This window comes from Wolbachia endosymbiont (group B) of Apotomis betuletana (assembly GCF_947250475.1).
Lineage (GTDB): Bacteria > Pseudomonadota > Alphaproteobacteria > Rickettsiales > Anaplasmataceae > Wolbachia.
In genome coordinates this window covers 719,401-742,982 of sequence record NZ_OX366320.1, presented here as the reverse complement: position 1 = coordinate 742,982, position 23,582 = coordinate 719,401, and the positions used below count along the sequence as shown (strand labels likewise).

At 34.2% G+C, this 23,582-nt stretch carries 14 protein-coding genes; 10 read left to right on the top strand and 4 right to left on the bottom strand.

The window, feature by feature from the left end; all coding sequences use genetic code 11:
• The first annotated feature begins 60 nt into the window (after positions 1 to 60).
• From OOK82_RS03320 to OOK82_RS03305, 4 genes are all read left to right on the top strand, one after another.
• On the top strand, positions 61 to 1,272 hold the full coding sequence (locus tag OOK82_RS03320; protein ID WP_264704444.1) for a hypothetical protein: 1,212 nt from the start codon (positions 61 to 63) through the stop codon (positions 1,270 to 1,272).
• Positions 1,238 to 6,094 (top strand): hypothetical protein, encoded by a 4,857-nt coding sequence (locus OOK82_RS03315; RefSeq protein ID WP_264704443.1) that lies wholly within the window; start codon positions 1,238 to 1,240, stop codon positions 6,092 to 6,094. Before OOK82_RS03320 ends, OOK82_RS03315 begins: the two co-directional genes overlap by 35 nt.
• Positions 6,064 to 7,491, top strand: a complete 1,428-nt coding sequence (locus tag OOK82_RS03310; RefSeq protein ID WP_264704442.1) for an ankyrin repeat domain-containing protein — start codon at positions 6,064 to 6,066, stop codon at positions 7,489 to 7,491. The genes OOK82_RS03315 and OOK82_RS03310 overlap by 31 nt, the downstream gene beginning before the upstream one ends.
• Positions 7,492 to 7,552: 61 nt before the next feature.
• Positions 7,553 to 13,438 (top strand): ankyrin repeat domain-containing protein, encoded by a 5,886-nt coding sequence (locus OOK82_RS03305; protein WP_264704441.1) that lies wholly within the window; start codon positions 7,553 to 7,555, stop codon positions 13,436 to 13,438.
• Here OOK82_RS03305 and OOK82_RS03300 read toward each other — a convergent pair.
• Entirely contained in the window at positions 13,422 to 14,318 is an 897-nt protein-coding gene (locus OOK82_RS03300; protein WP_264376226.1) for an Rpn family recombination-promoting nuclease/putative transposase, read from the bottom strand. The two genes, OOK82_RS03305 and OOK82_RS03300, sit on opposite strands and share 17 nt — an antisense overlap.
• A gap of 364 nt (positions 14,319 to 14,682) precedes the next feature.
• Here OOK82_RS03300 and wmk (OOK82_RS03295) point away from each other — a divergent pair, with 364 nt between their 5' ends.
• The 6 genes from wmk (OOK82_RS03295) (at position 14,683) to wmk (OOK82_RS03270) (ending at position 21,693) form a co-directional block, all read left to right on the top strand.
• On the top strand, positions 14,683 to 15,612 hold the full coding sequence (gene wmk, locus OOK82_RS03295) for a WO male-killing family protein Wmk (protein ID WP_264704440.1): 930 nt from the start codon (positions 14,683 to 14,685) through the stop codon (positions 15,610 to 15,612).
• Positions 15,613 to 15,783: 171 nt separating this feature from the next.
• Entirely contained in the window at positions 15,784 to 16,449 is a 666-nt protein-coding gene (locus tag OOK82_RS03290; RefSeq protein ID WP_264339511.1) for a JAB domain-containing protein, read from the top strand.
• A 170-nt stretch (positions 16,450 to 16,619) separates the two neighbouring features.
• Positions 16,620 to 17,807, top strand: a complete 1,188-nt coding sequence (locus OOK82_RS03285; protein ID WP_264704381.1) for a hypothetical protein — start codon at positions 16,620 to 16,622, stop codon at positions 17,805 to 17,807.
• Positions 17,808 to 18,379: 572 nt separating this feature from the next.
• Entirely contained in the window at positions 18,380 to 19,651 is a 1,272-nt protein-coding gene (ltrA, locus tag OOK82_RS03280; RefSeq protein WP_264377358.1) for a group II intron reverse transcriptase/maturase, read from the top strand.
• Positions 19,652 to 19,768: 117 nt separating this feature from the next.
• On the top strand, positions 19,769 to 20,677 hold the full coding sequence (wmk, locus tag OOK82_RS03275; protein WP_264374906.1) for a WO male-killing family protein Wmk: 909 nt from the start codon (positions 19,769 to 19,771) through the stop codon (positions 20,675 to 20,677).
• Between the two features lie 89 nt (positions 20,678 to 20,766).
• The gene (wmk, locus tag OOK82_RS03270) at positions 20,767 to 21,693 is read left to right on the top strand and encodes a WO male-killing family protein Wmk (protein ID WP_264704382.1); all 927 of its coding nucleotides are present in this window, start codon (positions 20,767 to 20,769) and stop codon (positions 21,691 to 21,693) included.
• Positions 21,694 to 21,788: 95 nt separating this feature from the next.
• On the opposite strand, the gene OOK82_RS03265 is transcribed toward wmk (OOK82_RS03270), so the two are convergent.
• The 3 genes from OOK82_RS03265 to OOK82_RS03255 all read right to left on the bottom strand — a co-directional run bounded on the left by OOK82_RS03265 (position 21,789) and on the right by OOK82_RS03255 (position 23,552).
• A complete protein-coding gene (locus tag OOK82_RS03265) occupies positions 21,789 to 22,703 on the bottom strand; it encodes a patatin-like phospholipase family protein (protein ID WP_264376222.1) in 915 nt (304 codons plus the stop codon).
• Between the two features lie 14 nt (positions 22,704 to 22,717).
• Positions 22,718 to 22,939, bottom strand: a complete 222-nt coding sequence (locus OOK82_RS03260; RefSeq protein WP_214303297.1) for a hypothetical protein — start codon at positions 22,937 to 22,939, stop codon at positions 22,718 to 22,720.
• A 67-nt stretch (positions 22,940 to 23,006) separates the two neighbouring features.
• A complete protein-coding gene (locus OOK82_RS03255; RefSeq protein ID WP_214303457.1) occupies positions 23,007 to 23,552 on the bottom strand; it encodes an ankyrin repeat domain-containing protein in 546 nt (181 codons plus the stop codon).
• Between the last annotated feature and the right edge of the window lie 30 nt (positions 23,553 to 23,582).

Genomic DNA, 23,582 nt, shown 5'->3' with positions numbered 1-23,582 from the left:
AGCATGCAAAGAGTTTAAATAAGAGTAAAAATTGTAAAAGGTTAAAATCAGGAGGAGGTTATGGTTGATAACAATCAACAGCAAGAAAAACCACAAGGTTTCGAGTTAATTGAGTTGCTTTTGGGGAAAGTAGATTCTTCAACTTCTAATGCAGTAGATCAATCTTTTGAAGCAAGATATCAGTCGTTGGTTGATCAAATACAATCTTATTTACATTCTAGTGAAAAGCCTGGCTTTTTTCCTCATCGATTTTTAGGTTCTTTTTCCAGTGTATTAGATACTAAACTTAATGACAAGTTAGGCATAAAGAAATTGCACTTTCGTTTTGAGGGGGCGAGAACTTTAAAAGTTGTAGCAGAAACAGAATCCAAAATACATGTTTTTATTTTCACTGAAGATATAGAAGCTCAACATTCTAAACAAACAAATACTAAGAATTTCGAATTCACCACAGGTGAGTGGAAGAATGTGATGGGTAGAGATTATACTAAATCAGATGCGCATAAGCTTCAAATTGATGTAATAAAAATTTTAAAAGATAAGTATGAGTTAGTAAAAAGCAAGCCTAAATCAGACAAAGATGTTAAATCAAAGAAGTTATACTTATATCTGAAAAGGGATGGTGTGCTAGAGTATAAAGCTAAGAATGTATATGGTAATGTTAAAACAATCGAGGTTAGTCTTGACCAATTGAAAGGCAAGGTTTTCGATGAAGTCAAGCAGTTTCTAGGCAAGCAAGGTAAAGATCTTAGTGATGATGCCAGGAAGGAGTTATCAAGAATCACGTCAGCAAAAGGATATACCTTAAAGAGTGATGGAGAAGATGAAAAAATAAACATTAAGGTAGAAAGTAAAAAGAAGATTGTAGATCAACCCATCGAGCCTATAGTGAAGTTTCAGGAAGTGACAAAAAGGTTGGGTAAGTCTGTTTATTTAGAAAGTTATATTGAAAAGCTTGCTAACCCAGATGCAGAAATAGATCAAGTTCAGGAAAATCTTAAAGCCATTCTAAATTATATTAAAAAAATTCATACCAATTTAGACTTACAAGCTAATGTTTATGGCATTAAGGCTCGTGAAGCTGATCAACATGGTTTTGTAGCAGGAATATTCGATAATTTTCGATATCGTGATAATACCAAACTCTATTTGGAACAATTTGCTGGAGGGGGTTACGCTGATATTGTTTTGCTTGTTCGTGGGCCTAATCGTGCTGTTGATTCAGTTCCAATTCTTATTGAACTCAAGGCTGGAACTGAAGGCTGGAACTGAAGGACAAATTGATCCAAGTGATGCACTTGAGCAAGCTAAAGATTATATAAAAGGTTTTAGACCAAATAAGATGAGGATTTTAACCAATGCAGATAATGCCATTGCTGTTGGGTTAAATTTAGATGACGCGGAACCGTTTAAAACCGAAGTACAACCTATTAAACAACCACCAGCTCCTTTGATGGAGGAATTTATCGAACTAGTTGGCGAGTGGGATAATCAACAAATTTCTGAGGAAGATTTTAAGCAAGAAATAACGGATTTGTTATCAAGTGAATACCATACTTTTCCAGCAAATAAAGAAACAAAAGATCATTACTATTTCAGTCGAGACATATTAGGTCAATCAATTTTAATCAACAAGATTGGTCAAGATCAAAGTAACATTAAAAAATATATATACTCATATGGTGAGTACCCTCTGGATTGGTCTGGAGGAACGGAGTACACTTTGTCCAAAAGCCCGGTTATGACATTAATATTTGTTCAAGGTAATGAAGGGCAAGAAAACACAGCATTCATTTTTCATATACGAGAGTCCAATACAAAGGAATTCTATGCTGATAAAAAAATTCCAGTGCTGAACATACCTGAAATAGGAGGAGTAGGAAATGTCATAGAAATTAAAATGAGTCTCAAAAAATATGAAATAGGGTTATCTTTTGAAGACCTTTTTGAAATAGAACAGATAAGTAAATATAAACCAAGTGGTGCAGATCAGCCATTTACAGGTAATTTTCTCAAGATACCTAATTCTGATGAATTAAAGGCAAAACTTGATCAAGCAATCACTTCTCAACATGCTTCTGATGGTGAGGGTTCATTGCAAGCGTATAAAGTGTTGCTTACTGAAGTAGCAGATAAGATTTACCCTATTAAAGATTTGATTACTAATGAAGCAAGATTACAAGCTGTTCTTAATGGTTTGCTTAGTAGCTATAGTGATTTAAAGCTACAGGAGACTTCTGCGAAGACTGTAATTATACCTGAATTTCAAGTAGGAGCAGGTGGTCGTGTAGATATGGTAATTCAAGGTATTGGTCCTTCGTCTCAGGGTACTAAAGAATACACTCCTATAGCGCTGGAATTTAAGCTTATAAATAAAAACTTAGATGAAGAAGGAATGAAAAAAGAAGTTGATAAATTAACAAAAGAACAAAATATTAGATATGCTAAAGGGGCGGTACTGAAAGCAATCACAGATAGTGACAAAATGCTTTTCATGGGAGTAGTTGTTAATGTGAAAGCTAAAGATAAAAATTCTTTAATATTAACAAGTGATAAGTTTGTTCCTGCTCTAGTAGTTCATAGTTCTATTGACATAGCTAAGAGAAAACATTTAGAAGGAATACAAGAAGTAACCCAGAGACTCAAAGATATGGGTATACAAGAAGAGAACCTAAGTACATTAGAGTCTGCAACAGCAGAAAAGGATTATCATTACTGGCTTCAACAACACGATATAGCTGATATTGCAAGAATAGAATATGGCTATGGTACTGATGGGGCTAACACATTGTTTGAAGTAGTGGGATCACCGAAGCATATAGCTAATCAATTACAACAGTTTCAGAATAGCGTAGCAACAAGAGGTGAAAAACGGCCATTAACTTTAATTGTTAATTTAGATAATAATCACTGGGTTACGTTAGTCATTTCCCATCAAAATGGGCAATATAATGGATACTATGTAGACTCGTTGGGTAATGATATTCCAGGTAATATTCGTCAAGTTCTAGAACGTGCTCGAATTACCGTTAATGACGTTTCTATTGCTCAACAAACAGATGGTCACAATTGCGGCTTATGGGCATTAGAAAATGCTCACTCCCTAAACCAAATGATAGCAAATGGCTATGATTCCGATTGGGTTAGAGATCTGTTACTATTTAATCGAAATGAAGCATATTTTCAAGAACAAAGAGAAAATATTTCAGATAGATTAAGTATAGATCCACAACGTATAGCTAACTTAGATGAAGCTATACTTGCTGAAACACAAGCAAATAGGAAGAAATTCAACCTAAACAGTTGTGTAAGGTCTGGTGGTAGAAGCAAAAGAAGTGTCAATCCTTGTTTATTTTCAAAGAGTGATGTAGAAAAGTTTAGTAAAGGAAAGGTAGATGAAAATAATGTAGACAAAACTATAATTGATAGTGAAAAGTTCCTAACTTATGTTAAAAATAGTCAAGATGAAGCAAAAAACGCTCAACTAGTAGAGTTTGTTGGAGATAAAAGTATTGAAGGTGATCGTAAGTATTTACTTGATAAGGTTGTTGGAGATCAAGGGTATGAACGCTATGTTCAGAATGAACGTGTTAAGAATTTGCATGGAGATATCTCACAGCAAGCTAGCAGTGCAACAAAAGGCTCAAAATTAAAAGGCAGGTTAATGAATGCTGCTGGTGGGATACAATTAATAAGAGGGATCCATGGTGCTATCGTATCTTGCAAGGAAGGGACAGCTACAGATTGTGGATTAAATCTAGGCGGAATAGGATGGTCTTTTGCATCTCAACCGATTGAAAATGTAATGGTTAAAATTACTCCAAAAGTTGTAGCATCAGCTGAAAAGGTTGTGGGAAAAATTATACCAGGTACTTTAGGTAAACAGACAAAATTTGCTATTCGAGTTGTGGGAGTAAAATTTGGAAGTACAATAGCAAGAGGTACAGCAGGAGCTGTAACTGATGTCTTTGATATTGTTGATATAGGCATGTCAGTAAACAATCTTGTTGATTGTAAAAAAAGAGAGAATAGTGATAATCCATGTGGAGAGAAAGAAATAAGAGATAATATAGCAACTATATCTTTTTCCACTATATCGTTTGTGTCTGGTGTTGCTCTTACAGCACTTGGTATGCCTGGAATCGGCATTGCAGTTGGAGTTGCATTGATGGTAGCTTCCGGAGTTTATAGTGGTGTTAGCAATATCGTGGAGTACGAGAAAAAGTATGATACAACCCATGATGAAAATTGGCGTATTTTTTGGCATACATTTGCTTTTCAACCTGTACCACAAGATGTACAACATCTTGCAGCAAGAAAGGAAATGGTTAATAGTCTAGCTAAAGGAGTTTGGAAAGCTTTAAATAATGACCCTAGTAATGTTGTTGCTTATAGTATTGGTCTTGGAAAAATAAACGGTAATACTCTTCGTCCAGATTATGCAACGATTATGATGAATAGAACAAATGCCAATACAAAAAATCTTTCACGTGTTGTACCTGATTATATCAAAGGTGCTGACAGGATTTGTTTACCACAGATTACTAATCAAGATTATGAAAAAGGTATTAAAAGCTCAGTTAAGTCGGCTGTATACTACTGTGAAAATGCAATGATTATTGACCACGGTGGTAGAGTAAAGATGAAACAGAAAGACAAGACGATTGTTTACGATTTACAAAATGTGGACAGAGGTACCATTGCTGGAAGTAATGTGTGGAACAATAATTTTCTAATTTACTCAGGTACAGCAGGAATAACTGGTGGCAATAATGTAGCAAACAGATTTGTTCTTGTAAATAACCCTAGCTTTTCAGGTAAAATTATTGGTGGAAGCAACTCTACTAATATACTTGATTTAAGCCAGTTAACAAAAGAGAAAGTTATAGGAGTAAATGTTGACTATCGTTTTAAGCCTAGTGCATATGGAAGATTAAAGGTAAAAATAAATAGTCGTTTGTTGATTGATGATTATGTTAGTAATAACCTCTTTAATTACCATTATGTTGGAAGGAAGGACAAGGTAGATAAGATCTTGTGCATGGGTTATTCTGAACACTTTACAGGAACCGATGATCGTGACGTTATCATAGATAGTGGTGGTGGCTCTAACAACAATGAGAAAGATGTAGTTGAAAGTTGCAAAAAAGTAATTATTTCGCCGTATACTAGAGTCAAAGGTAGAAAAAGCAATTATACTTTTTACGTAAAAACTGCAGACTATAAGGGTAGGGGGTTATATTCAGAAATTGACGTAGATGGAACAGGAACTGTAAGTTTTCCTGAATTTGATTTATTAAGTGATTGTGATCAAATAACTTACTCTAAAAACAGTAATACTTTATCTTTGAAAATAAATTTTGGTCAAAATAATCAATTTACTCTCGATATAAAAAATTACGTTGAGCGAAGCAGTAATAAGCCTTACTTTGTACTAATAGATAAAAATGGTAGTAATATTGTTCCTAAGATTGAAAGATCAGATTCATCAACTATAAAAATCACCTCATTTGAATTACATTCAGAACATTCTCTAAAGGGTTTTAGAGCTGTAGAAAATCATTACAAGAAAATTCTAAATAATCATAAGGGTTATAAAGTCTTGAGCGTTGTTAGAGGTAAAACACAAAGTCAAAATAATAGTGTAGTTTCACACATGGTTTTTGGTTCTTCAGGAGATGATATAATTAACTTCGATCAAGGAACTATGTTTGCTAGGGGAGGAGGAGGAAGTGATGTGTATTTTATTAGCAATGATATAAATAGTAGAGAAGTAAAAATTGATAATAACTCAAGTGATAAAAAACTAGATACACTATTTATGTCGGCAGTTGAGAAAGATTTTTCAATCCAGCAATGTGATCTGTATTTAAAATACAATAATAGTAACATTCGAGTGAAAAACTACTTTCAAGATCCTAATTATAGGCATCTTATAATTATGAACAAAAAAGGAGAAACTTTTATCCCCAATATACAATCAATGTCTTGTTCTCCCTTTTCTTCGGGAAAGGATAAATTAGTTCCTTTTTTACAGGCTACACAAACTCAGAATATGTTTTATTGCCTAAAGATTTTGAAGATGATCATGTAGTGATAGATTCCCGTCTTGAAGATATTGAGAAATATAAAGATAAGGATGATCTCTTATTAATAAGAGAAAGTGAAAATCCTTTTATCATTAGAATAGAAGGATTCTATACTGATCGAAGTAAATGGGAAAATATTTCTTATTCTTTATGGAATAATAATGACCTTTTCCTATCTTCTGGCTTATTAGAAAATGTTAATAATGTAGTGGAGTATAAGGATAAACTTAGAGGTGATTATGAAAGAATTGTAAAAGAATATATTGAAGACTTTAGTGATTCTACTAGTATCATTCAGCACAATCAAAAATTAGAAAAAAATATCTCTACTTCTGTAGGACAAGATGAGGAACGAATAGGAGTAATGGTACTAAAAAATATTACTCCTGATCAGGTTGAAGTTTCTAGTAGTGGTACAGATCTGATATTTCGTGATAAGAAGTCTAATCATACGATCAACATAAACAATTGGAATAATTCTGAATCTTATAGAATTTCCACATTGGAATTCGATCTGGGTTTAGAACCAATAACAATCCGTAAGTTAGATAGGTTTAGTTTGCCTGAGGTAAGAAAAATACAAGCTTTAATTGATAAAGCTTCAGAAAATTATCAAAATAGAAGTAAATATACCCCTAAAGTAGAAAATGACTTTAAATGTTTAATATCAGTTGACGATTTTGAAAGAGAAAATAGAGATCCAGTACATCAATGTCTTGGTTTTCCTTCACTGCAAGACCGGGTTAGCTTTACAGAAAGTTCCTGTAGTTTAGAACAAATTGAGGAATTAAAAAATAAAACGCCAAGTAGTAATCAGATTTTAACATTGCTTGAAAAGTTAGAAAACAACCTTTTGCTGAATGGCTATGATTCAAACATAATAGATCAGTGCAATAAGTGGATGATCACTTCAGGATTGGGAGTATTGAAACCTTTGGTAAGCACAGCAATTTATGAAGGTAAATGGGATGAAGTTAAAACTCTTCTTGATAAAACTGCTAGAAAAAGTAAAGCTGATGTTGAGTATAAAAACCAGTGTTCAAAGAACTGGACGACTTTGAATCATGCTGTTTATAACGGTAATGTGAAATTAAGCGAAAGTATATTTAAATCATTTTTAGAGAAGAAAGGTGACATTAATGCCTTAACTAGTTGTAACAATGATAATTGGGCGCTTTTACACTATGCTGTTCATTACGGCAATCTTGATATGGTTAGCTTTCTCGTAGATAAGGGTGCTAACGTTGAAATTAGAAGTAAGGAGGGTAAGACACCTCTGTATTTGGCTGTTGAAGAAGCCAAGCAAAACATAATTAATCTTCTTCTTGATAGAGGTGCTGATATTGAGGCTAAAAACAACGATGGTAAAACACCTCTGTACTTAGCCGCTTACAATAAATGACTCAGATATAATCGAGCTTCTTTGTAACAGGATCAAGACTAAAAGTAATGATGCATTTAAAATGATAAAACAGGTTGAATTTTTAAAGAAGGAAGTTGTTAACCAAGCAAATATTCCATCTAACGCAAAAAGATTGGTAGAGTTTTGTATAAGTAGTTTAAGAGGTTTGATAAAAAGTACAGCAAAAAAGGTGCTAAAGGATGGTATGCTGCATAATCGTAGTGCTTCGACTATTGAACTTTTGGATGAGGTTTATAATTTTGATGAAAAGTTGTTTGATGGAGCAATTAAGGAAGCTGTAAATGACACATATTCAAGTGTAGGTATAGAAGGAATATTAAAGTTTATAGGCAGTCACAATTATATTGGTCAGTTTATTTCAGGTTACATAGCTGTGTTTGACAAAATACCAGAGAATGATGGTGCAATGTTTAAATTAGCTTACTCTATTAGAGAGACCATGAAAATGCCTAGGGTCAATTCAGAAGAGAAATCTGATCTTGAAAGGCTAAAAAATAAATTACCAGAATCAGTGAGAAATGCAGTATTTTCATCAGAAGTATGTATTAAAAATGTTGAGTATGGAAGGTACTTGTACTCACCTAATAATGATTGTATGTACCACTTAAACAATTGTGACAGGGATAGGCGGTATGTGTTCACTTGGCCTTCAAATGGAAATGGTGATCAATTTAAGTGGAAGGTTGAGCTCAATGGCGATAATGTGTATCTAAAGAATGTTGAGTATGGAAGGTACTTGTATTCACCTAATGATGATTGTATGTACCACTTAAACAATTGTGACAGGGATAGGCGGTATGTATTTACCTGGCCTTCAAAGCTAGGAAACAATGGCAAGTGGAAAGTTGAGCTTGATGGTGGTAATGTGTATCTAAAAAATGTTGAGTATGGAAGGTACTTGTACTCACCTAATAATGATTGTATGTACCACTTAAACAATTGTGACAGGGATAGGCGGTATGTGTTCACTTGGCCTTCAAATAGAAATAATGATCAATTTAAGTGGAAAATTGAAGATTGTGGATCTACTCGCAAGAGACGTAGCATACAAGAATTAAATGGTTATAATCAAACTGTAGTAGACTATCAGTCAATATTGACTGAAGAAAATAGTCAGCAAATAGCAAGTAGAATATCTGCTATAGTTGAAGATGTTGAAAGGCACACCTTTTTAAATCAGTCAAAAAATAAGTTAGATTTAGATATTTATTTAAATAATAGAGGGAGAAGCAATGCTGCGGATTCTATGAGGAGAGATGTATGTAGTGAACTCAATGCAAGTGGGAGAAGAAATATTGTTCTAAGCGGAAACGATGTATGTGCAATTACTTCAGGTTATGAAACACTTGATATTGAAAACTTCCCTATTCAAGAAGTAGTGATTAATGATGATGTCAATGGAAAGAAAAGTTTAAGAAGTACATTAGATTTACATCAGTTGGTGCAACAAGTAGATAGGGATTTGAGTATAAAACCGATACCAACAGTTATTAAAGACAAAAGTGATTTATTAATTAAGTTATCTATATCAGCTACCGGCTTGCAGCAAGATGTAGTAACAGTTAGGCTAAAAGATGCCCTTGTAAATAAGTGGTATAAAAAATTACAAATTATTCTTGATAATGCACCGATGGAAATAGATGATAGTTTAGGTTTAAAGTCTTCGTTCTTTATTTCTGATGAAAAAATTATTGTAGTAACACCTCAAGACATAGAAGAAAAGAATAAATTAGTAATATCTAAAAAAGCAGGGCAGTATACCTATCTTCATGATAAGTACGACTTGATAGTTACCAATGCCTTTAATGCTGATATAGAGGCAAGTGAGTTATGTATTATACGGTTTAAGGATTTCTATAAAGAATCTAAAATGAAAACATTAACTATAAAATTTACTGACAAAGAGATATTATTAAGTAACGAAATGGATAAAATAAATAATTCAGACAGTATTGATAAATTAAATAATGTGAGTTCTATTGTTAATTCACAAGAGAGTTCTATACATTCAGAGGTTCCAAACAGTGGAGACATAAATGCTCAAGGTAAACTTGACAGAACACTGTTGCATCTTGCTTCCGAGGCGGGTGAATTTGATAAGGTGAAACTTCTTCTTGATAGAGGTGCTAATATTGAAGTTCAAGATAAATTTGGGTACACACCAATATTTCTCGCTACTCAGTCAGGTAGGTGGAGTGTAGTAGAACTTCTTCTTAATAGAGGAGCTAATGTTGATGTTCAAGATAAGGAAGGTAAAACACTTTTACACTTTGCTACTCAAAAGGATAATTTGGACATGGTTGAGTTCCTTATTGATAGAAGTGCTAATATTGAAATTAAAGATAATATTGCTTGGACACCGATACTTTATGCTGCTCAGTTAGGTAAATGGGGTGCAGTAAAGCTTCTTATTGGTAACGGTGCTAAATTTAATAATGAAATAACGATTCAAGGAACGCCTTTACATTTTGCTGTGCAAGAGGGTAATTTAGATATGGTCAGATTTCTTCTTGATGAAGGTGTTGATACCGAATCTCAAGACAAAGATAATAAAAAGCCTTTGCATCTTGCTGTTGATGCGAACAGGTTGAGTGTAGTCAAACTCCTTCTTGATAGAGGTGCTAGTGTCAACGTTACGGACATGAATAGCCAAACGCCTTTAGGTTTAGCTACTAAAGGAAATATGATAGAAATTTTGAAGAAGGCGGAGTTGGATCAAGGGTTATTAATTAATGCAAGGGGTGGTAATCTTGATAAAGTAAAAGATCTTATCGCTCAAGGTGCAAATTTAGAGACTAAAGATAATACTCCTCTACATAATGCTTGTAATAATGATCGCTTAAAAGTAGTAGAATATCTTATAGAAAAAGGAGCTAGTTTAAAGGCTAAAAATAAAGATGGTAAAATACCTTTAGAGTTGGCTGAGCAAAAGGGTTACACAGATATAGTAGAAATTTTAAAACAAACACAATTAAATCTGGATAGAGAGTTATTGATTGCTGTAGAAAAAGAAGATCTTGGCAAAGTTAAAGACAATATCAGACGAGGTGCTAATGTTAATGCTCAAAGTAGGCTGGGTTGGGCCTCTGTGTTCTGGGCAATTCAAAAGAATAATTTAAATATAGTTAAACTTCTCGTAAATAACGGTGCTGATATTAATGCCAAAGATAATGAAAGTTGGATGCCTCTTCATTGGGCTGTTCAATTGGGTTCATTAGATGTAGTTAAGTATCTTGTTGAGAGAGGCGCTAATATTAATGCTTTAACTGCTGACGGTAGAACATCTTTAGAATTAGCCGTTCAAAAGAATTGCGTAGATACAATAGAATTTTTGAAAAAAGCACAGTTGGATTTAGACAAAGGATTATTGACTGCAGTGCAAGATGGAGATCTCAATAAAGTTGAAGGCCTTGCAAATCGAGGTGCTAGCTTGGATACTAAAGATAATAATGATTGGATACTCTTACACTTTGCTGCTTCTAGCAACAAGTTCGACATAGTTAAGTTTCTTCTTGATAAGAACGCTAATATCAAAGCTAAAGATGTGTATGGCAATACACCTTTACATGTGGCTGCTCAGTATGATAGTAAGCTTGAAATAGTTGAATTTCTTTTAGATAAAAATGCTAGTGGCATTAATGATGTAAATAATAACGGTTCAACACCTTTACATTTAGCTATACAAGGAAATAAACCAAGTACAGTCAAACTTCTTCTCAATAAAGGTGCTAATATTAACGCTAAAGACAAGGATGGTAAAACACCTTTGGATTTGGCTGTGCAAGAAGGTTATACAGATATAGTACAAATAATAGAACAAGTACAGTCAGATTTAGATAAAGAATTGCTGACTGCAGTACAAAATGGCGATCTCAATAAAGTGAAGAGTCTTATTAGTCGAAATGCTAATGTTAATACTAGAGATAAGTACAGTTGGACACCACTACATTGGGCTGCATACAAAGGTCATTTAGAAGTTGCAGAGTTTTTGGTAAAGAAAGCCGCTGATATTAATGCTGCAGATAAAGGCCCTTATGGTAAAAAGTCTATACATGTTGCTGCTGAGAATAATAGTAAAGATATCATAGAGTTTTTTCTTAGCAAGGGAGTAAGTATTAATGATACTGATAAACAAGGTTACACACCACTGCACTATGCTGCATGGAGAGGACGTTTAGAGGTTGCAAAGTTTTTGATAAAAGAATACGCTGATTCAATATTTAAATACAATAATGGTAGCACTCTTCCATGTAATGCTTCTTTAGGTAATCATTTAGATATAATTAAATGTTCTATAGGTGAGAAAAATATTTTAGAAATCAGAGATAATAGTGGCAGAGTTCCCCTGCACTGTGCTGCTTCCAACGGTAAATTAGATATAGTAAAATATTTTATAGATGAAGAGAAAGTCGATGTTAATATAATAGATAATGGTTACTGGACACCACTACATTGGGCTTCTTGGGGTGGGTATCTAAATATAACAAAGTATCTTGTAGATAAAAGGGCTAATATTAATGCCAAAGACAAGGGTAGTAAAACACCGTTAAATGTTGCTATCGATCAAAAACATAATAATGTTGTAAAATATCTAGAACAAGCACAATTAGATTTGAATAAAGAATTGTTAATCGCAGCAAAAGGTGGTAATCTTAATAAAGTTATAGATCTGATAAGCAAGGGAGCTAATGTTAATGTTAAAGATAACAATGATGATACTCCTCTGCACCTTGCTGTTGGTTATTTAGATGTAGTAAAATACCTTATAAGTAAGGGAGCCAACATTAATGCTAAGTGCAAGGCTGGTAAAACACCGCTAGATATTGCTGCCTATCAAAAACTTAGTGATGTTGTAGAATATTTGAAGCAAACGCAATTAGACTTAGATAAAAAATTGTTGATCGCAGCAAAAGGTGGTGATCTTAATAAGGCTATAGATCTGATAAGCAAGGGAGCTAACGTTAATGATACTGATACACAAGGTCATACACCACTGCACTGGGCTTCTTGGAGTGGTCATTTGGATGTAGTAGAGTACCTTATAGTTAAGGGGGCCAACATTAATGCTAAATGTAATGCTGATGGAACACCGCTAGATATTGCTAGAAGCGAAGGACACAATGATATTGTGGAATATTTAAAAGAAAAACTCAAGGAAGAAAGAGAAAAACCTGTGCAACGCAGACGTCGTCATCACCATGGAGATCATGCTCGTCATCATATTTCAAGAAAACCACTTGCTATAAATCAACCTGAGATAGCAGCAAGTAGTGGCACAAGACCATCTTCATGGATAAATGTATTTGGTTGGATAAGAAGCTCTGTGAGTGGGTTATTAGGTTCTAGAGCTGCTTTACCTGAGAAAACATTCACTCAAAGTTCAATCTCACAAATTAGTCCACCAATCGATGTAAATGGTACAATAATGTTACTTGATTTATTAATTAGAAAAGTTACAGGTCAAAAGTATATTTCTACAGTAGGTCAGTCTATATCCCCACTAGAAGCACAGGGCTATGCATTAAATATTACAAAGGAATTTGAGAAAGTAGTAGAGCAAGCTGGATTAAAAAGTGGTGTATCAATGCATCGATTGAATATTGATTTTGTGGGAATGCACAAAGAGATTACTGGAAAAATCATGGGTGGTAAATTCAATGAAATTTCAGGGATTTTAAAATCGTATGTAGAGAAAGCATGTCCTGATGAAGAAGCTGGTAAATTAAATCCGAAGAAATTTGACAAGTTTATAGCTCAATTTAATAAGGGTCTGCTAAATCAATCAATAGAGCAGATATTACACAACAGAGATGGTAGATTAGAAGTTGATGATGCAAAGCAAATGAGTTTAGAGCCTCAAAGTTATTTAAGTAATGCTTCAGTTCAAGGCCATTTGACTAGGAATAAGGTTAAATTAATTTCTTAATCTCATCTAAAGAAAGGCCCGTAGTTTGTGATACAACGTCAATAGAGATGCCAGCTTTAAGTAAATTTTTTGCAACTTCAATTTTACCTTCAATTTTACCTTTTTGATGGCCGATTTGGATACCTTCTTGTCTACCTTCATGTTTAGCATCATCGAGTTTTTGTTCCAAGATAGCAGCTTCTTTCTGTAAATCCATGACCCTTTCTTCATAAGCTACGAGATCTTTCTCATTCCAATGAAACTTGTCTAATTCATCATATGCTAGCTTTATTATCGGTGACTTTTCTGCTATTTTCCTTAAATCTTCATCAGTTGTTTCTTCTGCATATTTGAAGAAAAATAGCCAACGATCTACTACATTTTCTAGCTGTTCTTCTCTACTCTTAGGAAACTTTGGTAACTCAATGAAAATAAATTGAAAATCTTTTAAGTCATGCTCGTTAGTTTTTTCATCTCTTATGGTATGGCTAGATATATAATCAGGCTTATCAGGAAATAAATTACAATTGGAAATAGCAATAAAGAAAACCTTCTTTAAATCAATGTACTTACCACCTTTATCAGCCTGCCTTGAGTAAGCCTTAGCAGCATATAATTGAGCACGTTTTTCAAAGCCTTTATCACGAGCGAGTTGCATCTCAATCACGTATCTGGCACCAGTGGAATCTCTGCACAGAACATCAACAATACTCTGCTTATCAGAGGCAATTTCAGGGTCCATAATGGTGCTGAGGAACTCAACATCTTGAATAGCATTGACTCCAGTAAAGCCTAAGATATCATTCAAAAAGTGAATAAGGATATTCTTATTTTTTTCAGTACCGAATATTTTTTTAAATGTTAAGTCTAATTTTGGATCGAGAAACTTCGAAAGAGCCATAGCGCGAGTACCTAAAAAGCATTAATAATTATACACAATTGTGAAGAAATATTCAACGTTTTTATGCCAAAGTCTATTAAAGTTAGCTAAATTTCAAGAGTTGGTAAAAAACTACCTTCATAGATGACCCTAGTACGCACCTTGGACGTCCTTTTATAGATCTTTTTATCAACTCTTCTATAAGGTACATTAAAAGGCCAACAAATGGATTCGTGATTTAGCAGCCTCAAAGATACCTATTTAAAGTGTGAACTTCTTAGCTTGTCACAGCATAGAAGTTTAATATACTACTCTTCAATAAAGATAACAATATGCTAGCAAAACTTCTATATAAAATTTCTAAAATGGCAGGTTACGAAAAAGAATGACCGCTAGCGACCTTGAATCTTTAGATTACAAACTAGGACAGAAAGTAAGAAGTTGTAGGTTAGCAAAAGGATATACTCAAAAAGATTTAGCGGGAAAAATCGGAACAACATATCAGGTAATACTGCAATATGAAAAAGGAACACGCAGAATTTCAATTAAGAAATTATATGAGTTAGCAGAAGCATTATCAACAACTGCTAGAGACCTAGCTTGCGGACAAGAAGTATCAAATGAGAAAGGGTATGAGGGAGAGGAGGTACTAAATCTAGTAAGAAGACATAAAGAGATTAAGGATCAAGAATTACGTGAAACGTTTTATTTATTAACTAAATTCATCCGTATTAGTGAGGAAGAAAGTGGAAAGGCAGTAAAAGTAGAGGTGGCAAAGGGTTTAGTTAAGGAAGGAGTTTCTGCTCATGTTATCTCTCGAACAACCAATTTATCTGTTGATGAATATGATAATGATGAGAAAAAAATTTCCATTCCGTATAGAGTAGGTCAAAGAATAAAAGAATGGAGGTTGAGAAGAGGATACACTCAGGAAGATTTAGCAAGTAAAGTGGGCATAATAAATCAAAGAATATATGAATATGAACAAGGACGAGCTGCTGTTTCTCTTAAAATGTTAGATGAAATAGCAAAGGTACTATTAATTAATATTACAGATCTGCTTCCAGAAACAAGAGAAAATGAGAATAGTGAAGCAGAGCTATCAAAGTTAATAGAAGAATACAAAAAGATTAAAAGCCAAGAACTACGTAATGTACTAATAAAATCTCTGTTTGAAAGTATACAAGTTTGCAAAGAGAAAGTGGAGAGAGTAGAAAAGATGAAAATTGCAAAGAATTTAGTTAAGGAAGGAATTTCTATCAATATTATTTTAAAAACAGTAGGCCTCTCCTTGAACGAAATTCAACAAATTTAAAATAAAGAAATCGCCATATATTAATATCTTTACCTATTCATGAAAAAATAAGCAAAAAAGATTGAAAAATTGATTTGACTTCACTCACAAGCTATGGCTTTATGCCAATGCTGACAAAAAAACAGCAGTAAATATATAAAAACATTTTGTTATTAGTGAAGGGTAATTTTTATGAATAATAAGAAAGATCGTAGAGAAGAAATAGAATTCAGAGCATTAGAAAGCAACGGTAAAGCTCTACTTGATCGTGAAGTAATAGAAACGTTTCTAAGTGCAGTGCATGACAGGGAAGAAGCTCGAATTATTGCTAGAAAGCTAATAGATAGTTTTGGAATAGGAGGAATTTTAGGCCAGGAAATAGATGACTTGAAAACTATAGAAGGGATAACTGACTCTACAGTAGCAGCAATTTTATGCCTAAAGGAAGCTTCAAAGAGGGTACCAAGAGAAGAGTTAAAGAAAGGACCTATAATGGATAACTTGGAAACCATCGTAAAATATTTAAGGGTGAGTATTGGTTATTCAGAGGAGGAAAAGATGAAAATAATATATTTTGATCAAAAGTGCCGTTTAAAGGGGGAAGAAGTGTTTACTGGTACAGTGGATAAGGTACCTTTTTACATAAGAGAAGTAACAAGAAAGGCATTAATAAGAAAAGCGACGTCAATAATAATATCGCATAACCACCCAGAAGGAAGGTTAAAGCCATCTGATGAGGATCAAGCTGTAACTAAAGACTTGGCTGAAGCTTGTCAGACTATAGGGATTAGGTTACTGGATCACATTATCATTACAAGTGTTGGATATTTTAGTTTTAAAGAGCAAGGACTGTTATAAAGCAGATATTTGAAGATTTTCATGAGTTGTTTAACTACTTGAATGAAGAAAATATTTGCAAGTACATTAACCATTGCTTATAATTAATGAGAAAGTATATATTGAATTAATAATAAAGTAATAAAGTCGGTTGTAGACTTAGTAAAGTATATTTAATAGCGGAGGCTAATATGAGTAATAAAATAATTGTACCTTTTGATGATCAAGAAGGAGGTACTTACGAGTTAAACATTGATCTTGATAGATTATCAAAAGGTGAGGTGTTAAATGCTATTGTAGGAATTGGTCGTACTAAGGAGCAATCCACCTTTGTAAGCAAAATTAATAAGGCTAAAAAGCCTGAAGAAATAGCACCTTTCCCTGGTAGAGAAGTTCGCGAAAACAAAATCAACTATGGGAAAGGATTTGACTATGTTTATGGCACAAAACCTGTAAGTGATCAAGAAGATAAAAATCCATTTGCTTCAGCTTTGAAAAAAATAAAGCCAAGTGCAGAAAAGTTGAGCTGGTTTAAGAGTGCTGTGGTAAGAGCAAAAAGTCCAAATGAACTGCACAAGGTTGTAGACGAAGCACTAGCTGCTGGAGAAAGGCTAAATGCATGTAATGATGGGGAATGGAGCTTTGCTGAGTATGTAATATTGGGTACACATTTTCATAAATTTGATAAGGCTGATCGTAAAAAGCTAATACGTAAACTAATGCTAAACGGTGCAGAGTTTCATGATACTTTATTGGAGAATAAATTGATAGGTGAAATCTATAATGAGCTACAACCAGAAGTTCAGCCACAGATAGATGAGAGACTAGAAGAACTAGAGAAAGCTGGAGAAAGTGCTGTGCAAGAAGGAGAATTAATAGATGTTGAAATAGATAATACAACATCGTATATAGAATTTTCTGGGGATAGCAAGGTAGAGGTAGCCAAAATACTGAGAGAGTTAGGAAGTAATATTTTAAAAATTGGCAATGATGCAGTTGAGGTAAAAAGTGAGAAGGGAGGTATAAGAAACTATATCGATATGTCAGATGGAAGCTCTATTATATTAGAATTTCCTACAAGCATTGGTAAGCTAGATATTATATTGTACCACGATGTAAAAAAATATGATCAAGTACAAGTCAGAGTAGAAAATAAGGAAATGTGGTCTAAATTACAAGAAAGAGGCGAAGAAATAGGAAAAAATTGTCTTTTTGCTGGAGTAAAACTTAAAGAAGCAGTAGAAAAGGGAAGTTTTATGAGATGTGGCATATGGAATAGCAAGCAGCTTATGAAGGAGGTTGATAGCCCAAGTGAAAAATTGTCTTCATGGGTAGATAAAGTACGTGAAAATAGTAAAGAAACTTTTAGGGGGCTTTAATTCATTTATTTTAAGGTTCCAGAGTCTAGTGTGCCGTAGAGACACAAGGAATGTTCAAGTAAGAGCAAACTAAGTGCAAAAGCTACGCAATAGATGGGGGTGGGCCCCTCGGAGCCGGCTTACAAGAGCAGGCTTCAAACAACCATAAGCTGCTTTGGTAAAAAGCTAAGGTAGTGAGCGTTATGGAAAAGGCGCAAATATGCGTCATGTGTAAAATAGAGAGATGAATGAAAATGAACCACTGATAAAGTGTCGAAAGGAATTGGATGATGTCAAAACCAGGGGTTAGACTTAACCTGGGATAAATCTATCGGGAGCTTGTTTACTGGATAGATGGCGTCCGGCATAGAGGTGGCATGAATCTATTTTGGGCTATTGCGTGGAACTGCGGGAACCTGTCGTTTCGATGATAAGGGAGAAATCCAAGGAGCTGATCTCTGAGGATGAGAGTACCGATGCGGAAAACAGGGGCGGATCAGCTCGTAGTAGTGAAGAAGTTTCTGTAATGGAAATGGAGCGAAGGAGCTGAGTTATTTAGTTTTAGTTATTTATCAACCGAAAGGGAGGAGTTAATGAATAAAACAAAGTCTTTTGATATACCAAAGCAACTTATTTGGAGAGCTTATAAACAAGTATCGAAAAATAGAGGTGCTGCTGGTGTAGATGGGGTTTCGATAACAAAGTTTGAGGAAAATCTAAAAGATAATCTATACAAACTATGGAATCGTATGACATCCGGAAGTTATTTTCCAGAGCCTGTAAAAGCTGTAGCAATACCGAAAGATATGGGAGGAGGACAAAGAATTTTATGTGTTCCTTCAGTATCAGATAGGATAGCGCAAACAGCAGCAACAATGTATCTCGAACCGTTAGTGGAGCCAAAATTCCATGAGGATTCATATGGTTATAGATCGAATAAATCAGCATTGGATGCGGTAGATACAGCGCGTAAGAGATGCTGGAAGTACGATTGGGTGGTAGACCTTGATATATCAGGGTTCTTCGACAATCTGGATCACGACTTAGCACTTCAGGCTATCAAGAAACACACAGACTGCAAATGGGTCATACTATATGTTGAAAGGTGGATGAAATCCCCTATACAACTTGCAGATGGCAGTAAAGTAGTTAGGGATAAAGGAGTTCCGCAAGGAGGTTCAGTTAGCCCAATCATCTCTAATATATTCATGCATCATGTGTTTGATATATGGATGAAAAAGAACTATCCGACGGTACCATTTGAGAGATATGTGGACGATGCGATAGTGCACTGCAGAACAGAGAAACAGACAAGATTTGTGAAAGTAATGATCGAAGAAAGATTGGCTGAGTATAGGTTGAAATTACATCCTAAAAAGACACAGATAGTGTACTGTAAGGATGACAATAGGAGAGATGAATTTCCTAAACAAAGTTTTGATTTTCTGGGTTACACATTCAGACCCAGGTTAGCAAGAAATAAAATAGGGAAGCATTTTGTTTCATTTCTCCCAGCAATTAGCAACAAGGCCAAGAAAAAGATTACTACAACCATAAGATCATGGAAAATGCTACGAAATACGCATATAACATTAGAGGAGATATCAGGAAAAGTAAATCCAATAGTCAGAGGCTGGTATCAGTACTATGGCAAATTTTACAGAACTGAGGTCTACAAATCTCTAAAGAATGTAGAGCGGCATCTAGAAAAGTGGGTCAAAAGGAAATATAAGAGACTCAGGAGTCACGGAAGACTAGCAAGACAATTTCTAGGAAAGGTGAGAGATAGGTCTCCAAATATTTTCTATCATTGGACACTAGGTTTAGGGTCAAAAAGGCTAAATAATGGGAGCTGTATAAGCTGAGAGGTTTATGTACAGTTCTGCGAGAGACTGGTAGGGGAAGTTCCACTGGTCTACTCTCCCCATTATATCTGGAGCCTTTGAGCTATAGTAGAAAATATTATATGTATGGTTCTTTGTATGGAAAAAAGTCTAGACTGTGAGGTAGGGCAAAAAGTAAAAAATTGGAGGTTAGAGAGAGGGTATACTCAGAAGGATTTAGCGGAGAAGGTTGGTGTAAAGTACTGGGCAATACTGCAATATGAAAAAGGGAGTCGTAAAATTCCAATTAAGAAATTATATGCTATAGCAGAAGCATTATCAGTAAATGTTAAAGGTCTAGTTTGTGGAGAGACGCTACCAAATGAAAAAAGATATTTTGAAGATGAAGAAATATTAAATTTAGTAAAGGGTTATAAAGATAAAGAATTAAGCGAGGTATTTTATTTATTAACCAAATTTATTCGTTTGAGTGAGGAAAGAAGCAGAAAAGCGGTAAAAATAGAAGTAGCAAGGGGTTTGATGAAAGTAGGAGTTTCTGCTCATGTTATCTCTCGAACAACTAACTTATCTATTGGTGAGTGTGAGGAGAACAAAATTCCCATTCCATACAAAGTAGGGCAAAGGATAAAAGAGTGGAGATTGATACGAGGATATACACAAAAAGATTTAGCGAATAAAGTTGGCATAACAAATCAAGGAATATACGAGTATGAACAAGGGAGAGCTGCTGTCTCACTTGAAATGTTAGATGAAATAGCAAAGGTATTATCAATCAGTATCATAGATCTACTTCCCGAATCAGATGAGGATAGTGAAGCGGAAGAAAAGCTATCAAAGTTGATAGAAGAATACAAAAAGATTGAGAGTCGGGAATTACGCGATATGCTAATCAAGTCTTTATTTGAAGGTATACATGTTTGTAGAGAAAAGGTCAGAGAGGAAAAGAAGATTGAAGTTGCAAGGAATTTAGTGAAAGAAGGAATTTCTGTTGATATTATCTTGCAAACGACAGGCTTATCAAATTATATGATTGAGGAATTTTTGTGATTTCATAAAAACTTAGCCAATAGTGGATTTTTTTGTGATAGAATATATGTTTGCTTCTGTAGGAAAAACAGCTTTTAGAGGATTTATCTATGATAATTCAGAGCATATTGAGCTACGAGCTGGGGAAAAAAATAGAAGGTTGTAGGATAGTACAAGGGTATACTCAGGCAAAATTAGCAAGCAAAATTGGTTTAACATATAAGGAAATACATAACTTTGAACTAGGGTGCAAGGCTATTACAATCAAAGAATCGTATATAATAGCAGGAGCATTATCAGTTAATGTTATAGATCTACTTCCAGTACCAACAGTACTAAGAGAAAACAGTTGGTATGAAGATGAGGATAAAGAAATAGTCTATCTAACAAAAATACATAGAGAAATTAAGGATCAGGAATTACGCAAGAAGCTGTATCCATTAGTAAGGTTTGTATATATTAGCGAGAAAATTAGCCAAGAAGAAGCGAAAATAGAAGTAGCAAAGAATCTAGTGAAAGAAGGAGTTTCAGTTGATATTATTTCCCAAGTGACTCGCTTATCTACTTATGAATATGATGATATAGAGAAAGAAATTTGTACTGATTCTATACTCTACAAAGTGGGGAAAAGGATAAAAGAGCAGAGATTAATACGGGAATACACTCAGGAGGACTTGGCAAATAAAATCGGTTCAACACCTAAAGAAATACACGACTATGAACGAGGATATACAGACATTCCAATTGAAATATTATATAAGATAGCAAAGACATTATCAGTTAACATTAAAGCTCTTGGACTAACAGAATATGAAAATGAGCCAGTTTTTGGGTTTATAGGTAAATGCGAAAAAATTGAGGATCAAGAATTACTGGATACGGTAGCCAGATCTTTATCTGAAGGAATGCAAACTGGTAAAGAAAAGGTTAAAAAAGCAGAGAAAATCAAGATTGCAAAAGATCTAGTTAAGGAAGGTGTTGCTATTGATATTATTGTGCGAGCAAGTGGCCTAACTGCTGATGAGTGTGAAAATTGAATGTGTTTAAGATATAAGTAAAGTTAGTTAATGATTTAACCAGTAGAATTTGCTAACCAACTTTTTTGGCTCAGTTGAATTTTGCTTGGTATAAATTAAGATATGAAATCGCAAAGTTTATCTATTAATTTCTGGTTGTCCTTTATCATTGCATTTGCCTCTTGCTGAAGAGATTTGATATTTTTGAGTGTAATATTGTCCATCTCAGTCGATGCTACTTTCAATTGCGATTGTATTCTTATGTATTTATCATCTATTACTTGTTCTAGTTGATAATCAACGCAATCCAATCCAGAAGCAAACATCACATTCAGTAGTGGCTTGATCCACCCTATTTTGCCAAATCTCCTTGAGTTAGCATACTTTATACTTCTATTTGTTCCACCAGTACCTATTGATAGCAGTATAATCTCATCATTTGGAAATAACCTTTTACCACTTGCATATGCACAAGCCGCTGGATTATTGGCAAACACTCCGCCATCTATCAACACTCTCTCTGTTTGGCTAATTTTCAGACGTTTTGGTGTGAAGTACGTTGGAGCAGCTGTTGTAGCTCTGAGTGCATCTTTTAACTTAATGTTTTCTTCTTTCCAACTTTTGAAGAAAAATTCACAACTATTGTGAATGTCATAACTGGTGAGTAGTAGATTACTCGCAACATCGGCCATAGTACTTTCACCAAAGTATTTGTTGAGAATAAATTCCATATTTCTATATGAGTACTGAGAACCACTCAGCCAAGAAGCAATTGATTTTCTCCAAAATGATGATTGAAAGATATATGCTCCATACTCTTGGTAAAGTTCAACCAAATCATTGGCAGAGTATTGAAGTTTATTGCTTTTACAAAGTCCAGCAACAATAATCCCACCGGTTGAGGTTCCTGCCATTAAATCAAAAATCTGGGAAATTGGCTTTTTTGTCCTAGATTCAATTTCTGCTAGAATAATGGCAGGTATTATCCCTCTAATGCCACCTCCATCTACAGATAAAATGTACTTTGTCACTGAAAATTTAGTTCTTATTTGTGTTTGTGAATAGCTTCAAGTTCATTGACTTCTTCAGTGAGGTTTTTCACTCTCTCTTCAAGTCGATAAACTGTTTCCATTAGTTCGTGATTTCGTTCTATAAATTGATCATGAATTTGTACTTTTAAATCAAGCTTAGCGAGCCACCAAATTGTTGCTATGGTCTGTATTACCATCGTTACTATTACTGTGATTGGGATTTTTTGCTTTTTCATGTGAAAATATTAACTTGTTATAGATAGTTTTAGAAGTTTATATACAGATTATAGAAAACTTACAGCTTTAGTGATTTCTTTCTATTGATTTGTATCGATCCTCTGCTTCTGCAAGTAGCTTTATTATTTCTCTGTAAGGTTTATCTTTGTTGTGCCTTGATGCCATTACAGCTATTCTTCTAGGGCTTTTTCCATTGCTATCCTTTATGTTAGGATTCGCTCCTTTTTCTAATAGAAACTCAACGATTTCTAAATAGCCTTGATCTGCAGCAGAATGTAGCGCTGTCCATTTAAATTTATTAGTAGCATTAATATCAATACCATCTTCTACTAAAAACCTTACGATTTCTAAACATCCTTCTCCTGCAACATAACGTAATGATTTTTCACCAATACTTATATTATCTTTTATCAAGGATTTCACAGTTTCCAAGTCACAGTTCTTAGCTGCGATTTCTAATGTGGCGCTGTAACTCTCATCTCCTTTTTTAAACAAGGAAAAATATATAACCACAATACACACCGTTAGCACTATAAGAAAAATTAATCCATCAAATTCTCCTTGACGTATAATTGAATTTTTATGAAAAAGCCTTCTTACATTTCTGCTCATGTAGTACTGCAATAATTATACCCATCTAGA

Excerpts from the sequence above, each read along its gene's own strand:
- OOK82_RS03260 (WP_214303297.1), bottom strand. The coding sequence starts at position 22,939 with ATGAAAAAGCAAAAAATCCCAATCACAGTAATAGTAACGATGGTAATA.
- OOK82_RS03255 (WP_214303457.1), bottom strand. The coding sequence starts at position 23,552 with ATGAGCAGAAATGTAAGAAGGCTTTTTCATAAAAATTCAATTATACGT.
- wmk (WP_264704382.1), top strand. The coding sequence starts at position 20,767 with ATGATAATTCAGAGCATATTGAGCTACGAGCTGGGGAAAAAAATAGAA.
- OOK82_RS03290 (WP_264339511.1), top strand. The coding sequence starts at position 15,784 with ATGAATAATAAGAAAGATCGTAGAGAAGAAATAGAATTCAGAGCATTA.
- OOK82_RS03300 (WP_264376226.1), bottom strand. The coding sequence starts at position 14,318 with ATGGCTCTTTCGAAGTTTCTCGATCCAAAATTAGACTTAACATTTAAA.
- wmk (WP_264374906.1), top strand. The coding sequence starts at position 19,769 with ATGGAAAAAAGTCTAGACTGTGAGGTAGGGCAAAAAGTAAAAAATTGG.
- OOK82_RS03320 (WP_264704444.1), top strand. The coding sequence starts at position 61 with ATGGTTGATAACAATCAACAGCAAGAAAAACCACAAGGTTTCGAGTTA.
- OOK82_RS03285 (WP_264704381.1), top strand. The coding sequence starts at position 16,620 with ATGAGTAATAAAATAATTGTACCTTTTGATGATCAAGAAGGAGGTACT.
- wmk (WP_264704440.1), top strand. The coding sequence starts at position 14,683 with ATGACCGCTAGCGACCTTGAATCTTTAGATTACAAACTAGGACAGAAA.
- ltrA (WP_264377358.1), top strand. The coding sequence starts at position 18,380 with ATGAATAAAACAAAGTCTTTTGATATACCAAAGCAACTTATTTGGAGA.
- OOK82_RS03305 (WP_264704441.1), top strand. The coding sequence starts at position 7,553 with ATGATAAAACAGGTTGAATTTTTAAAGAAGGAAGTTGTTAACCAAGCA.